12 protein-coding genes are annotated in these 15,509 nt (G+C 52.5%); 4 read left to right on the top strand and 8 right to left on the bottom strand.

The window, feature by feature from the left end; all coding sequences use genetic code 11:
* Positions 1-84: 84 nt before the first annotated feature.
* Both C162_RS13540 and C162_RS13545 read right to left on the bottom strand, forming a co-directional pair.
* Entirely contained in the window at positions 85-948 is an 864-nt protein-coding gene (locus tag C162_RS13540) for a hypothetical protein (protein ID WP_156949626.1), read from the bottom strand.
* A gap of 201 nt (positions 949-1,149) precedes the next feature.
* On the bottom strand, positions 1,150-3,156 hold the full coding sequence (locus C162_RS13545) for a sensor domain-containing diguanylate cyclase (protein WP_036695011.1): 2,007 nt from the start codon (positions 3,154-3,156) through the stop codon (positions 1,150-1,152).
* Between the two features lie 474 nt (positions 3,157-3,630).
* Here C162_RS13545 and rpsD point away from each other — a divergent pair, with 474 nt between their 5' ends.
* A complete protein-coding gene (rpsD, locus tag C162_RS13550; protein WP_036695012.1) occupies positions 3,631-4,230 on the top strand; it encodes a 30S ribosomal protein S4 in 600 nt (199 codons plus the stop codon).
* A 324-nt stretch (positions 4,231-4,554) separates the two neighbouring features.
* Positions 4,555-7,527: a transglycosylase domain-containing protein gene (locus C162_RS13555; RefSeq protein ID WP_036695013.1), complete on the top strand. Its 2,973-nt coding sequence runs from the start codon at positions 4,555-4,557 to the stop codon at positions 7,525-7,527.
* A 78-nt stretch (positions 7,528-7,605) separates the two neighbouring features.
* Here the strand turns inward: C162_RS13555 and acsA are convergent, their stop codons facing one another.
* The gene (gene acsA / locus C162_RS13560; protein ID WP_036695014.1) at positions 7,606-9,330 is read right to left on the bottom strand and encodes an acetate--CoA ligase; all 1,725 of its coding nucleotides are present in this window, start codon (positions 9,328-9,330) and stop codon (positions 7,606-7,608) included.
* A 159-nt stretch (positions 9,331-9,489) separates the two neighbouring features.
* Here acsA and C162_RS13565 point away from each other — a divergent pair, with 159 nt between their 5' ends.
* Positions 9,490-10,122 (top strand): GNAT family N-acetyltransferase, encoded by a 633-nt coding sequence (locus tag C162_RS13565; RefSeq protein ID WP_036695015.1) that lies wholly within the window; start codon positions 9,490-9,492, stop codon positions 10,120-10,122.
* A gap of 21 nt (positions 10,123-10,143) precedes the next feature.
* Here C162_RS13565 and C162_RS13570 read toward each other — a convergent pair whose 3' ends face one another.
* The 3 genes from C162_RS13570 to C162_RS13580 all read right to left on the bottom strand — a co-directional run bounded on the left by C162_RS13570 (position 10,144) and on the right by C162_RS13580 (position 12,700).
* Positions 10,144-10,839: a 5'-methylthioadenosine/adenosylhomocysteine nucleosidase gene (locus C162_RS13570; RefSeq protein ID WP_036695016.1), complete on the bottom strand. Its 696-nt coding sequence runs from the start codon at positions 10,837-10,839 to the stop codon at positions 10,144-10,146.
* Between the two features lie 94 nt (positions 10,840-10,933).
* Positions 10,934-11,944, bottom strand: a complete 1,011-nt coding sequence (ccpA, locus tag C162_RS13575) for a catabolite control protein A (protein ID WP_036695017.1) — start codon at positions 11,942-11,944, stop codon at positions 10,934-10,936.
* Positions 11,945-12,262: 318 nt separating this feature from the next.
* Positions 12,263-12,700, bottom strand: coding sequence for a hypothetical protein (locus C162_RS13580; RefSeq protein ID WP_036695129.1), 438 nt, complete (start codon positions 12,698-12,700; stop codon positions 12,263-12,265).
* 232 nt (positions 12,701-12,932) lie between these two features.
* Here C162_RS13580 and C162_RS13585 point away from each other — a divergent pair, with 232 nt between their 5' ends.
* Positions 12,933-13,457: a type 1 glutamine amidotransferase domain-containing protein gene (locus tag C162_RS13585; RefSeq protein WP_036695018.1), complete on the top strand. Its 525-nt coding sequence runs from the start codon at positions 12,933-12,935 to the stop codon at positions 13,455-13,457.
* An 87-nt stretch (positions 13,458-13,544) separates the two neighbouring features.
* Here C162_RS13585 and C162_RS13590 read toward each other — a convergent pair whose 3' ends face one another.
* Positions 13,545-14,951 (bottom strand): DUF4179 domain-containing protein, encoded by a 1,407-nt coding sequence (locus C162_RS13590; RefSeq protein ID WP_036695019.1) that lies wholly within the window; start codon positions 14,949-14,951, stop codon positions 13,545-13,547.
* 1 nt (position 14,952) lies between these two features.
* Entirely contained in the window at positions 14,953-15,477 is a 525-nt protein-coding gene (locus tag C162_RS13595; RefSeq protein ID WP_051493471.1) for a sigma-70 family RNA polymerase sigma factor, read from the bottom strand.
* Between the last annotated feature and the right edge of the window lie 32 nt (positions 15,478-15,509).

Raw genomic sequence — 15,509 nt, forward strand, 5'->3', positions numbered from 1 at the left:
CCTTCCTCTTACTGAAAATAAACATACCGTTATATTGTAGCACGCCTGTCATAGAGCGCAAGCCATCTGCGGGAAGAGAACCGCTCACTTATAACCGTAGAAATCCACCTGCGTAATATAGGCTTCTTTCGTGGTCACTCCGGCCTTGCCGGGATAGGTTAGGGTGCGGTTCGAGGTCAGCCGGGTGGGCAGATTCCGCTTCGGGTCGACCTTAAGATAATATACCGTACGGATATCCGCCTGGTTCAGCCTCTGCTGCAGCTCTGTCAGCTTCTGTTCCCACAGTGCGCTCTTAGCCGCAAGTGCCTTAGCGTGAGTGTCAGCAGGCACAGCAGCGTCTCCACGGGCAGCCGGCTTGATTGCCTGCATCTTCTGCGCAAGCTCAGCCGAGAGCTGTCTGCGCGCCTCCTCTGCCGTTAATTCAATCCGCAGGACCCGGGTCCCTCTGGCGCTGCCCGCTTCCTCCGTCACCTTCTTGTCCAGCTTCTCCAGCTCCTCCAGCTGGCGCAGCGGATTCAGCGCCTCCAGCGGATTACTGCCGCCCAGGGCCGGAGAGGCCTGCTTCATCGTCCATTTCCCGTCTTCCTTCACCATGCGTGTATAATAGACTGGCGCATCACCCGAGCCCTGCTTCAGAGAATGCGGACCGGACTCCGCCGCAGGAGCGGGTTGTCCGCCGTCCGGCAGAAGCGAATAGAGGCTGATCTGGTTGTGATCCGCAACCTTACCCCCATAGTAGAGCGAAGATTCCGGGACCGTCTTCCCGTCGATCAGCAGCGCAGCCGCTCCTTCGAAGGACACCCCGTCAGTGCCATCCATCCCCGCCATTACCAGATTCAAATCCTCCGCAGCCGGTTTGTCCTTCATCACCGTGCACCCGCAGAATGCAAGGCTGGAGAGCGTCAGCAGTGCAAGAAATCCCGTGCGGACGCGTCGTAAGTTCATCATGGCCATCAAGCCCTTTCCGCAAAAAATAGAGTGTACCTGCATTCTACCTAGGGTCTCCCTGAATACAGGCCTTATACGCCGGATGACGCAAAACACCCCTCAAAGTGACGCTTAAGCTTTGATGTCTATTCAGGGTCTTTGCGGGGACCCCTAAACATATAAGTTCTTAGATTTGCACACAAAAAGAAAAATCCTTAAGGCCTAAGGCCAAGGATTCTTCGAATTATTCTCTGTGGTTTTGTTATCGATCACTACCTGATTGCGCCCGTTGTTCTTAGCTTCGTAGAGCGCCATATCTGCCCGGTAAAAGAGAGATTCGACACTAACCCGGTCATCGGTCCAGCTCCATTCGGCGACCCCGCAGGACACGGTCACACGCGGCTCGGTCTCTCCCATTACACGCTTGCGGATACGCTCCCCTACGAATACGGCCTGCTGCACCCCAAGCTGAGGCAGATAGACCGCAAGCTCTTCCCCGCCCCATCTGGCGGCGACATCCCCCTGACGGATCGAGGTCTTCACGATGTCGCTGACCTGCTTCAGGATTTTGTCCCCCTTCTGGTGTCCATAGGTGTCGTTCACCATCTTGAACTGGTCAATGTCCACCACGATCAGGGTTCCACAAAAATCACTCGACTGTCGCTGCTTAATCTCTTCATCCAGATAGTGACGGGCAAAGAGTCCGGTCAGCGTATCCCGGTTCGCCAGGCGGCGCACCTCGGCATGAAGCCTCGCATTTCCGACAGCCAGTCCGATATGACCGGCCATCGCCTGCAGCAGCCTGTAGCTGTCATAGGAGAAGAAGTGGGCCTGCTTATGCGCCAGCATAATGGCTCCCCGCACCTCTCCGCCCACATTCAGCGGAGTAGCGATCAGCGACTCTGCGCCGGTAGCATCCATCAGCGTCGAAGTCTGCCCCGCAGCATATTTGTAATCGGAGAGCAGCAGCGGCTCTCCCGTAGCGTAAACCTTACCCCCGAGCCCCTGATTGCCATCCAATATTTCACCCAGCAGCGGCAAATAATTGCAGGCTATAACTTCAAGCCCGCCGCGTTCTTCATTCTTATGGAGGATACAGCAATAATCCGCCTCGAACATAGCCAGCAGCTCTTCAAAGGCAAACTGGAAAATATCGCCGAGCCTGAGGCTCTGGTTCAGCCGCTGGGTAAGCTCATTGCTCATACGCAGTTCCCTGATCAGCTGGTTGGAGCGTTCATACAGCTTCGCATTCTCAAACGCTGTACCGGCAGTATCCGCGACCATGGTCAGAAAGCTAAGATCCAGCTCATGGAAGGATGCCTTGTCCATAATCATATGAAATACACCGTATACTCCCTGCTTACCGCCGAGCGGAAGCCCTACCTCAACAGTCCCGTTCTCATCACGCCCGGCATGAAGTGTGACCCGCCCATCCTTGAAGGCCCGGTCACAGACATCATTGCTTGACCATGTCAGCGGAAGCGGCTTGACCTGAGGATGCGTGCTGCGATGGTCCTGTGACATGAACAAATCAAGCCGCGCCCCCGGATACATTGCAGCGATACTGTCAATGACCTCCGTCAGTACGGCGTCTACATCGATGTTGTCATGCATACGCTGGACAATCTGAAAAAGCAGCGAACGGCGGCTGCCCTCACGCTCGGCATGCAGATGAATCCCCGCAAGATCCGAGACAAACACATGCTCAAACTGGTGATAAAAGCAGGTCTGGAAATGCATCGCCATCGCTTCAGCCGTATGCTTCCCGCCCGACTCGTACTGCTCCGCAGGCATTCTGCAGCCAAGCACGGCAAATATTTCCCCGTGCCCGCGCGTAAATACCGGCAAAGCCAGAAATGAATAGGCTTGTCCTTCCTCCAGAACCTCGGCGGCATACATCCCGCCTGTCTGCAGGCAGATTCCCGCCGCTTCTTCCCACTCTGCTCTCCAGCGCCCCTGCCGGAATTCAGAGCCGGGCTCAATCCAATCACCTTTATAATTCAGCACACACCAGCTCCAGGCCTTCGTGAAGGAGGGGACTCCTTGTCCTTGCCATTCCCTGAAGCTCTCGGCAATTAAGCTGGCGGCGTAGGGGAAATCATGAGACACGATATCCGTCTCCTTCAGCCAGGCGGCGGGATCTACATCTCCTCCGCCAGATTGCCTCATGTCCTGTAACAGCATACGGCTGTCCCGATCCTTATGGCCGTATGCCTCCTGCTCTGACATAAAGAGTACCTCCTTTGCATCTTCAATCAGGCCAGACCGGAGTACGCCCCCTGATTCTATAGTAGAGACATTACCAATCCAGCGTATATATAGTCAGGATATTTGAAATCACAGTTTTCCGATAACATCCAATTAGTTATATTTTACTCCCTTTCTTGAGGTATTGCATTATATTTTCCGCAAAACCGGGATTTTTTTTAGGACCAAAGAACTAACGACAAACCTAGACAAAAACTCTTTTAAGTTGCGCTTGACTTTGACTGTCATTTTCATATAATATTTATTGTTGAACAAGACTGTAACAAGTCTTATTGGGCGTAACGTTGTGTCACCCTCTACGCATTTCGTTACTGCCAGGGCAGCGGCTGAACTTCCCTCGGCAGTGTGAAACCATTTAACGCTTTCACGGATACGAATTGCGGCGCAAATAGGCCCTACAATAAATTTTTTTCATTAAAAGGAGTCTACTATAATATGGCACGTTACACCGGACCTAAATTCAAACTCAGCCGCCGTCTGGGCATTTCCCTTAGCGGTACAGGCAAAGACCTGAAACGCCCTTTCCCACCAGGACAGCACGGCGCTAACCAACGCAGAAAAGTAAGTAACTACGGAATGCAGCTTTTGGAAAAACAAAAACTGCGCCACATGTACGGCCTGGGCGAAAAGCAGTTTAAAACTCTTTTCACTAAGGCACAAAAGCTCCAGGGTATTGCGGGCGAAAACTTCATGTTCCTGCTCGAAAGCCGCCTGGACAACCTGGTTTACCGTCTTGGATTCGCTAACTCCCGTGCAGGTGCACGCCAGTTGGTATCCCATGGCCACGTAACCGTTAACGGCAAAAAAGTCGACATCGCTTCTTACCGTGTAAGCATTGGCGACGTTATCGGACTCCGCGAAAGAAGCCGCGCTATGACTTCGATCAAAGAAGCTCTCGACAACCGCTCCCACCTTCCAAGCTACCTGGAATATGCTGACGGATCATTCGAAGGTAAATTCCTTCGTCTGCCAGAACGTGCCGAGCTGTCCCAGGATATCGATGAGAAGCAAATCGTCGAATTCTACAACCGTTAAGATTCGCTTAGAGCGGAATCTGATCAAAGCTCCCGGATTTCTATCCGGGAGCTTTTTTTATGATAAGAATTTATATATTTTGGGGCCTCCGCACAGTATCCGAGTCATCATCGCAAGTGGAATCGGCTTTGCCGTCCTTTTAGAGGACGGTACCGTTTCAACCAGAAATAGAAGGATAATGTATCGTGTGCAACATATAAAATCTTATATTTAAGCTGAAGTCCCCACTTTATGGGGTTATTTTGAAAATCCTCTCCGGCAGAAGCGCATTCAAAATCGCCAAATTGTGCTATAATAGTTCCGTTAAAAGGAGGATTATCGTCGATGGTTGAGGAGAAGAAAAAGAAGACCGCAAAACAGCGTCCACCGCGCAGATCCTGGCTCCGCAGGTTCGGTTCAGTTGTGAAGTGGATGTTCATACTCGGTATACTCGGCTGCCTGTTCGCCGGCGGCGCTGTAGCCGGCTACGTCACTTCAATAGTGAAGGACGACCCGGTCCGGCCCGAAGAACTAATCCAGCAGCAGGTTGGGCTGAACGCCATTACCGGCTTTGCCTATTTCAGTGACGGACAGCCGATCGGCCAGCTCCGCACAGAAGAAGACCGCAGACTTATTGAATTCAACGATATCCCGCAGCTTGTGATTGATGCCGTTCTCGCTATAGAGGACAATAATTTCTACAATCATAAAGGGGTGGATTTCAGCGGCACCCTGCGGGCCGTCAAGCAAAAGGTACTGAACGAATCCGTTCAGACCGGGGGCAGTACCCTGACCCAGCAGCTTGCACGGCGCGTGTTCCTGAACCTGGACCGCACGGAAGACCGCAAGGTGAAGGAAATCCTGCTGTCCCTGCGGCTGGAACGTTTCTTGTCCAAGCAGGAGATTTTAACGGCTTATTTAAATAAGGTTCCTTTCGGGAACGGTTCCAACGGCTATAATGTATTCGGTATCAAGGCCGCCGCCAAAGGCATCTTCGGCCTGGATGATCTGGAGAAGCTGAATGTGGCCCAGGCGGCGTATCTCGCCGGCTTGCCCCAGCTCCCCTCCAAGTATTCCGCATTCAATGGCATAGGTGAATTCAACGAGACGGCCTTCGGCCGGGCGATGGACCGCCAGAAGCTGGTCTTGCGGCGGATGCTGGAGGAGAACAAGATTACCACTTCCCAGTACGACGAGGCGCTGCTCTTCGATATCAAGAGCTCCCTTGCTCCGCATACGAAGAAGGCCTATGCCACCTTCCCTTATCTCATGATGGAGACCGAACGCAAAGCCTCCGAAATCCTGTTGAAGCTGAACCAGGGTACGTCAGACAAGGCGGCCGCTGCCACCGATTCTGCCCAGCTGCTGGAGGAAGCGCGGCAGCAGTTGATGACAGGCGGCTACCGGGTGTACACCACCATAGATAAGAAAGTGTACAGTGCGATGCATAGCATCTCGGATGACAGCAGTAATTTCACCAAGGACAGCAAGGCCAGAGGCAAGGAACAGACAGCCGGTATGATGATCAATAATAAGACCGGCGCGATTCTCGGCATGATTGAAGGGCGCGATTTCAACATCGAGCAGATGAACTACGCCACCCAAATGATTCGCCAGCCCGGCTCCACTATGAAGCCGATTGCGGCGTACCTGCCTGCACTGGATGCAGGGCTCATTCAGCCTGCCGGCATTCTGGATGATGCGCCGATTGTCATGAAGGACGGGGGCAAAGGCTACCATATTCCCAAGAACGCCAACAACCGTTATCAGGGTCTGGTTACCGCCCGTTATGCCCTGAACAAATCCCTGAACCTTCCCGCCTTGAAGCTGTTCAATGACAAGGTGGGAATTGAGAAGGCCTGGACCTTCTCCAAGAAGCTGGGGATTACTACCATCCAGGACAATGATTATAGCGCTCAGACCGGGGTTATCGGGGGTCTGAAATACGGGGTATCCGTGGAAGAGCTGACCAACGCTTATTCCTCCATCGGTAACGGCGGTGCCTTCAATGATGCTTATATGATCGAGAAGATCGTGGACAGTCAGGGTAAAATCGTCTACCAGCATAAAGTTAACCCGGAGCAGGTCTTCTCCAAGCAGACCGCTTATCTGATGACGGATATGCTGCGCACCGTAATTACTGACGGAACAGCAACTACAGTGAAGAGGAACTATAAGCATTTCAAGGAAGTTCCGATTGTCGGCAAAACCGGCTCCACCCAGAACTATGGGGATGTCTGGTTCATGGGCTATTCCCCGGATGTCACCCTTGGAATTTGGGTGGGCTACAAAGAGCAGGTCAATACCCTTCAGGGAGATATGCAGAAGCGTCAAGCGCAAACCCTGTGGGCCAAGGTAATGAATACAGTGATTGACAAGCGTCCAGAGCTGTTCAGTACGAAGGAATTCGCCCAGCCGGAGGGCATCGTCAAAGCGACAGTCTCGGCATACAGCGGCAAGAAGCCTTCCAAGCTGACGGATAGATTCACAACGGATCTGTTCAATGCTAAATTCGTTCCTAAGGAGAGCGACGACGGAATTTCCAATGCCAAATATATCACTTACAACGGGGTGAACTACATCCCTCTGGAAGGAACTCCTGAGGATTTCTTGAAGGAGAAGATCGTAGTCAAGCGCGAGAAGCCGATTCAGGAGCTGGTCAAAGAGCTGCTGGCTGCCTTCCCGGCAATGAAATCACATGAGTCACTGGCGTACTACATGCCGCAGGATGCTAAGACCGACTATCCGACCGAGGTCGATCCGCGGGTCGATGACGGCAACGGGCCAAGTGCTCCCGGTGAAGTCATCGTCTCCTACAGTACCGGCAAAGCTGTAGTTACGTTCACTCCAAGCGGTTCGCCGGATGTTGTCGGCTACCGCCTCTACCGTTCCCTGAACGGCGGATCTTTCCAAAAGCAGGCCGTTCTCTCGGCTGGGGAAAGTACCGTCTTCAAGCCGGGTACTCCAGCAGGCGCTAATGCTACCTTCTATGTGGCTGCCGTGGACGTAGCCGGACATGAGACTGCTTCCGGCAGTGTGGCTGGCGGCATTAAGCCGACACCTGAGCCTACGCCTACTCCGGAACAGACGCCGGACGCAGAGCCGACACCGGACGCCGGAATCATCCCGGATAGTACGGAAGACCCTGGCATGATCATTGTTCAGCCGCCTGCCGTTGATGATTCAACTCCGTTAGGCGGTACCAATGCAGCCGGCGGAAACAGCGGCGGGAAGCCCGCAGGCAATACCAGCGGGAATACGGGCGGGAATGCCGGAGGCAGTACCGCTACTAACGCACCAGGCAGCTCCGGACGTTAAGCAGGGCAGTCAGAGTTCAGTATAAGCTTCAAAAGCCCGTTCCCCGGGATAAGGGGAACGGGCTTTTTTAAATTCTGCCTAGTCTTCGATGGTAGACAAATCGCCTGCCGGAAGATGCAGCTCCCAGGCCTTCAGTACACGGCGCATAATTTTGCCGGATCGGGTCTTGGGCAGCTTATCCTTAAACTCGATTTCACGCGGTGCAGCATGGGCAGACAGGCCGGCTTTGACAAATGCCGCGATCTCTTCTTTCAGCTCCGCGGTTGGACTGTATCCGTCCCGTAGCGAGATGAAGGCCTTGATGATCTCTCCGCGCATGACATCCGGCTTGCCGATGACCCCAGCCTCCGCGACAGCCGGATGCTCCACCAGCTTGCTCTCGACCTCGAAAGGTCCAATCCGCTCCCCGGAGGAATTGATCACATCATCAATCCGGCCCTGGAACCAGAAGTAGCCGTCTTCATCCATATACGCCGAATCCCCGGAGATATACCATCCCGGAATTCGGAAGTATTCATCGTATTTAGCCTGGTTATTCCACACCTTGCCCATCATGGACGGCCAGGGGGTGCGAATAGCCAGATTGCCCATGGCATAAGGCGGCAGCACGTTGCCGCGGTCATCAAGGATAGCTGCCTCAATCCCCGGCAACGGCCGCCCCATGGAGCCTGGTTTGATGTCCATTCCCGGGTAGTTGCAGATGAGCTGCGCTCCCGTCTCGGTCATCCACCACGTATCATGAATCCGCTGCTGATAGATTTTGTCGCCCCAGCGCACGACCTCAGGGTTCAGCGGCTCGCCGACAGACAGCACATGACGCAGACTGCTGAGATTGATCCCCTCCAGAGTCTCCTTACCAGCCCCCATCAGCATCCGGAAAGCCGTAGGCGCACTGTACCATACCGTCACCCCAAAGCGTTCAATCGTCTTATACCAATCCAGCGGACTGAAGCGGCCTCCACGGATTACATTCGCTACCCCATTTAGCCAGGGGGCAAAGATCCCATAAGAGGTTCCAGTCACCCAACCCGGATCGGCCGTGCACCAGTACACATCCTCCGGCCGCAAATCCAGGACTACCTTGCCTGTATAATAGTGTTGGATCATGGCTCTCTGTACATGGTAGATGCCTTTGGGCTTCCCGGTGGAACCGGAGGTATAATGCATAATCAGACCGTCGTCCAGGCTCAGCCATTCCGGTTCCAGCTCAGCGGACGCCTCAGCCATCTCCGCTTCATAGCTCAGCAGCCCCGAATCTTCAGCAGCAGAAGCTCCTACCACAAAGATATGGCGCAGTCCTGGGAGCTGCTCCCGCTTCACCCGGTGCAGCAGCTCCGGCGTGGTCACTAGCGCCACGGCTCCGCTGTCCTCCAGCCGGTCCTTGACCGCCGTCTCCATGAACGCCTCGAACAGAGGACCTGCTACTGCTCCCGTCTTCAGTATGCCGAGCAGGCTGAAATACAGCTCCGGGGTACGCGGCATGAAGATGAACACCCGGTCGCCTTTGCCGATTCCGTATTTGCGTAGTACATTACCGAACTTGTTCGACCGTTCCCTTAAGTCGGCGAAGGTGTACCGCTCCTCTCGCACCGCATCGCTGTAGATCAGTGCCGTAGCAGCCCCACGCCCCTCGTCGACATGACGGTCGATCGCTTCATGTGCCATATTCACCTTGCCGGTCCCATGCCAGGAGAAGCTGCGCTCGACATCCTCCCACCGGAATTCGTCAACTGCCCGGGAATAATCCTCCATATTCGAGCGCTGCACCCGGCCCGGCAAAATTTCGCCTTGAACTTGCCCCATTACTCTTGCCTCCCCTTCTGGTTTGCTTTAAGCTTTAAGGGTACCATCTACTTCTATTAATTGCGTCAACGTTCTAAATGTGAATATTCCGTGTCGGAATCAGTATATCACAGGAAGCGGTTACATTCCATATTATAGTGAACCGGAGGGAGCCCAAGCATGGAGCATTATAAAATCCCTGTATTCCATACGATAGAGCATCAAGGCCGGCTGATTTCTGTCCGCGGACCCTTATCCGCCGAAACGCTTCAGACCTTAAGTATGCACCGAGATCTGGACGCCTTCCGTAAGCCGCAGGAGCAGCTTGAAGCCTTGATAGAGATATCGGGCTTACCTGAAGGACGCATCGTAGCAGCAGTGGTCTCAGACGTTATCGTGGGCTATGTCACTTTTCATTATCCGGATGAACTGGAGTTATGGTCTCAGGGCGGAATGGAAGATCTGATTGAGCTGGGAGCTATAGAAGTGGCTGACGAGTACCGCGGGAGCGGGCTTGCGAAGCTGCTGGTTTCAAGCGCTTTTGAAGAGGGACAACTGGAGAACTGCATCGTATTCACAACCGAATATTATTGGCACTGGGACCTCAAGGGGAGCGGCCTTACCGTATGGGAGTACCGCCAGATGATGGAGAAGCTGATGAAGACGGTAGATATGGTGTGGTATGCTACCGATGATCCGGAGATTTGCTCGCATCCGGCCAATTGCCTCATGGTCCGCATGGGTCAGGAAGTACCGCTATCCTCCCGCGAGACCTTCGACCGGGTGCGCTTCAGACAGCGGTTTATGTATTAATTCAGGCGGCCTGCATGCAGGTTACATTGCCTTAAGCATATGCTCCAGAATGGCATGCGAATGCTGCGAGGCAGTTACGGTGAACTCACTGTAATTTACATGGGCTGAGCCGTCTGCCTTGTCTGACATTGAACGTACGACTACAAAAGGTATCCCGTTCATATGGCAGACTTGGGCAACCGCCGCACCCTCCATCTCTGCACAGGCCCCGTCCAGTTGCTCACGCAGCATAGCTACTGATGCCCTGCTGGCGATGAATTGATCCCCGGACAGTACAATGCCAGTTACAGACTTCTGCTTCAGCTCTTGACAAGCCTCTTCTGCTAACTTCACCAGCAGAGGATCTGCCTGGAAGGCGGAGATCTCCTGATAGGGAATCACCCCTCTGGCATAACCGAGCGCTGTAACATCCATATCATGCTGAATACAGGAGGACGAAATAACAATATCCCCGATGTTCAGCTCAGGATGCAGCGCTCCGGCCACTCCTGTGAACAGCACCTGCTCTACGTCGAAGCTGTCCAGCAGAATCTGTGTGGTTACTGCGGCGTTCACCTTCCCTACTCCTGATTTGCAGACCACAGCTGCTTTCCCGAACACTGTCCCTGCATAAAAGGTAATTCCGGCCTTCACCGTGGTCTGCCGATTCTCCATCTCTTCCAGCAGCAGCTTGATTTCTTCATCCATTGCGCCAATCAGACCCAGCACTCCGCTCATTTCATAGCCCCCTTGAATTTTCTGACCGCAAACATAAAAAGCTCCCGAAGGAGCTTCTTAAGAAACCTATATTCACGTGCTAGACATACTGATCTTATTTGTTGACATGATTGACAGACAGACGAAGAATGGTCTCATGCGGCAAAATTACCCGCGGATTCTCAACGGTCTCCTTCTTCATCAGCTTCGTCAGCAGTCTCATCGCTACAGCACCGAGATCATACATCGGCTGTGCTACAGTAGTGAGGAGCGGACGAACCATCGAAGCCATCCGGATGTTGTCTACACTGATAATCGAGAAGTCATCCGGTACCTTAAGGCCTTCATCCTGAATACTGTGAATGGCGCCAATTGCCATCTCATCGGTAGCGGCAAAGATAGCTGTCGGCTTCTTCTTCAGACCCAGGAAGTACTTCATCGCTTCGACACCGGATTCGTATCGATAGTTACCGATGCGCACCAGATCCTCCTGATACTCGATACCTGCCGCTTCCAGCGCCTTCTTGTAGCCGTGGAACCGGGCATATCCGTTCGCAGGGTCCTGCAGTGTGCCGCTGATCATGGCGATCTCACGGTGTCCGTGGCGGATCAGCGTATTCACTGCATCAAATGCAGCCGTCTCGTGGTCGATATCCACGGAAGGATACGTTCCCTTCTCATCGCGGGTCGCACAGAGTACGATAGGCACAGCAGAGGTCTGGAACGCCTGAATATGCTCTTCCGTAACGGTTCCGCCCATGAACAGCAGCCCGTCCACCTGCTTCTCGAGCAGTGTGTTAATGACACGAATCTCTTTCTCTTTGCGCTTGTCAGCGTTACAGAGAATAATGTTGTAGTGATACATATTGGCAATATCTTCAATCCCGCGTGCAATTTCCGCAAAAATCGAGTTTGAGATATCAGGGATAACAACCCCTACGGTTGTCGTTTTCTTGCTGGCGAGACCTCTCGCCACAGCATTCGGACGATAGCCCAAACGCTCAATCGCTTCAAAAACCTTCTTCCGGGTCTGCGGTTTCACGTTGGGGTTATTATTCACAACCCGTGATACCGTAGCCATAGATACGCCTGCTTCTCGAGCTACATCGTAAATGGTTACCGTCAAATTACTCTCTCCATTGCGATAAATTTTATCGTTCGACTAATTAAAATTATGATACGACACTTTGTACAATTGTGCAATGATAACGCTTCATTTTCCTTTCAAAATTTCTTTCAAAGGTTGAAACGCCAGTCCTGGCGCGGCTTTAACGCCTTCCGCCAATTTCTGATCCTCCAGTAACTTCCAGATGAAAGCCCTTAAAATTTCAAGATTTCTATAAGCTTTCTCTATCGTATCAAAAAGCGCGTGAAAAATCCAACATTCACTGAAAATTTTTCATTGTTTTTGCAGACTTTTTTTCAAAATGTCAAAAAATACTCTTTATTTGGCACTTTCTGCCGATTGAGCCGTCAACTGGGATAGCCGGAGGCCTATTTCTTCCATCCATTTCCGGTCAGACAGATCCGCAGCCGTGCGGTATACATCCAGCAGCAGATCAATCCGGCTCTGCATAGCCGTGCGGATAGACTCCTCCAGTTCCGGCAAGCCACCGGCAAACAGGCCCGCAGAAAGCGTATCCTTCAGCACACTGGCCCACTCATTGCGGTCCGCAAAGGACAAATGCAGCTTGCCCGCAGGACGCTCTCCAAGCTCCTGGATCAGCAGACCCAGGTCACGCTTGATAACCGGCAAGGGCTCATAGCGGGCGCATTGCCCGCAGGTATATACAGGGACATGAGTAATTTTGATCTTCGCACTATAAATCAGCGTATGCATATGTATGGTCATGATCCCGCCGCAGCCACAAGACTTCTTCATTAATTGTTCCTTATACATCTCCCACACCTCAGAATGATCTTTTAAAAACGCATGGTTTTGCCTTTTCCCTTTCTAGTATTCGACTTCATTCCCCTGAATCCCTGCAAGTTTGCATATCATGTTTTAATTGGCAATGATTTAATTTTTTTCCATATCAAAATGTGACTTCACGTGTCTCTTTTGATAGAATGACATAGATATCAGGAAGTTAAGCCGAAGGGAGCTGTATAGAATGAGACTGTCAGGTAAAAAAGTCATTGCGCTGGTGGACGATGAATTTGAAGATCTTGAGCTGTGGTATCCCGTATACCGCGTCCGCGAGGAAGGGGCCGAGGTTCATTTGGCCGGCCTTGAGAAGGGGAAGACATATGTCGGCAAATATGGCGTCCCGGCCACTGCTGAATACAGCTGGGATGAGCTTAAGGCAGCCGACTATGACGGCATCCTTGTTCCCGGAGGCTGGGCTCCCGACAAAATCCGCCGGTACAGCGCAGTGCTGAAGCTGGTGCAGGATTTCAATACTGCGAAGAAGCCGATTGGACAGATCTGCCATGCAGGCTGGGTCTTAATCTCCGCCAAAATACTTGAAGGGGTCACCGTCACCTCCACACCGGGCATCCGTGACGATATGGAGAACGCTGGAGCCATCTGGAAGGACGAGCCTGTAGTCACTGACGGCCATATCATCTCCGCCCGCCGCCCGCCGGATCTGCCGCCTTACGGCAAAGCGTTCTGCGATGCGCTTGCTGGTGAATAGCAGGCAATAGTGATATCTGATACAAACAACAAGCCCTGCCCTGTCGTCTGACAGGGTTCAGGGCTTGTTCCTGCTTTTAAAGGAGGATTACCGGATTGGAACGGACAGTTTCTCTTTGATCAGGGCAGGATATGCCTTAATGGTGAACGTCAGCGGCTGCGGGTATTTATTACTGCCCAGACCCTGGTAATACATGTGAGGGATTGACTTCGCATTCTCCGGCTCCGTGCGCAGCGGAATATCGATATCAAACTTATCTGCTGAATGAACTGAACCTGCTCCATCGGTGAATTTTCGCCCCAGCATTAAGTTATTGTAGATACTGTTAGTCTGTGCCTGAGAATCATACTCCAGCACCATCGTAGAGCCCCTCTCCGTGTTGTGAACGGACATTTGCAGATACGGATCCGGAGCCTTGATAATTTGTTGCTTATCCGTATCTACAATTAATTGGGTTGCCTTCTTATCCAGCGCCAGAATTCCATTGATTTGCAGCTGGAGCGATTGTGTAGAGCTGCTGTCGTTTGCAAATATCAGTCTGCCCCCACTGTCCGTAAAGCTGGCGGCGCGTAAAGCCAGATACGTATAATCACCACTGCCGCCTGCCAAGAGCCCCGGTTTGTACATGGAGAAGATCTGTTTGGAGTTCAGCGGGTCGCAGGTATAGTCCAGATAAATGCCGGAGGCGGCCAGATAGACCTGATTAATTTTAATTTTCTGACCGTCTATTTCCAGTGTTTTGTCTACATGTATGGTTTCTCCTGCCTTGGCGAGCTGCTCCCGGTCCAGCGGAATGGCTACAGACAGTTTAGCGTAAAGGCTGTCTGCTGAAGCTGGGGCAAACTGTTTGTATTTACCAAGCTCCAGCTCAAACGTAAATTGATCGGGAAGAGCGCCTGCATCACTCTCCCACTGCCTTAATTCATACCCGTAGGTTATACGATTTGGGGAAATTGAGTTCTCAGGCCCCAGGGATGTATGCAAAGGATTTGAAACAGCTGATGTTAACTGAATATGTGCTACTCGGGCCTTCTCATCAGTCTTATTCTGCAAGGAATACAAAATGATAATCCCCTTCTGATCTACAGCAATTCCGTCTACAGTCAGGACAAATCCGTTCTGCTCCGCGGTAACACCCGTAATGCGCTGTACAAGGCCAGCCTCGATTGCCGAAGATACGGCGTTTGTGGTCATCACAGCTGGAATGTACTTTTCAAGGGGTCCGTAGCTCTGATATATTGCTGCCTGATCGGGAGCTGCCCCTTGGGTCTTCAACACCTCACCCGCCCGGGGAAAGGAGAATAACAGCACAATCCCAAGTACTGCCGCCGCTGTAGCCAGAGCATATCGCTTCCTTAGTGACATAGAGCTTCTGCGTGAACGCGTTATGCCTTTACGGATTGCCGTATTCAGCTTCATCTCTGCAACCTCATCCGCTTCTGCCGACAGACTGTGGTAGTACTCCTTCAGCAGCTCTTCTTCTGTCTTGACCATGCTATAGTCCCCCTTTGATTCTCATTTTGTCGCGCAACTGCTTAAGTCCCTTGTTCAGCCAGGTCTTAACCGTTCCTTCCGGCTTACCCAGCACCTCGGCAATTTCTGTCAGCGTCATATCCCGGTAGTATTTCAGCACAAGCACCTGACGGTATTTCGGCTTTACCGCTTCCAGGGCCTGCTCCATATCCAGCTTACGGTCACTGGTCATCTCCTGTAGTCCAGCGCTTGCCGGTTCCGGCACAGGAGCAGCCAGCCGCTTCCTCCGTTTCAGTTCATCCTTGCAGCAGTTGATCAGAATCCGGGTCAGCCAGGGTGCGAACCGGCCCTCGTCCTTCAGGCTCCTGCGCTTGACCCAGGCCCGGTATGTAGTTTCCTGAACCATTTCAAGTGACTCAGCCTCGCTGCGCAAGTAGCTGTACGCAATGCTGTAGAGTATTTTCTTCTGCTCCAGTACCCGGCTGATAAACAGCTGCTCCTGTTCATTCAAGTGGCGCACCTGCTCGCCTTCCCACGTATGTTCCATCCAGGCTTAGTCTCCCCTTTCTTTTTTTTGAC

The sequence above is a fragment of the Paenibacillus sp. FSL R7-269 genome (genome assembly GCF_000517865.1).
Lineage (GTDB): Bacteria > Bacillota > Bacilli > Paenibacillales > Paenibacillaceae > Paenibacillus_AQ.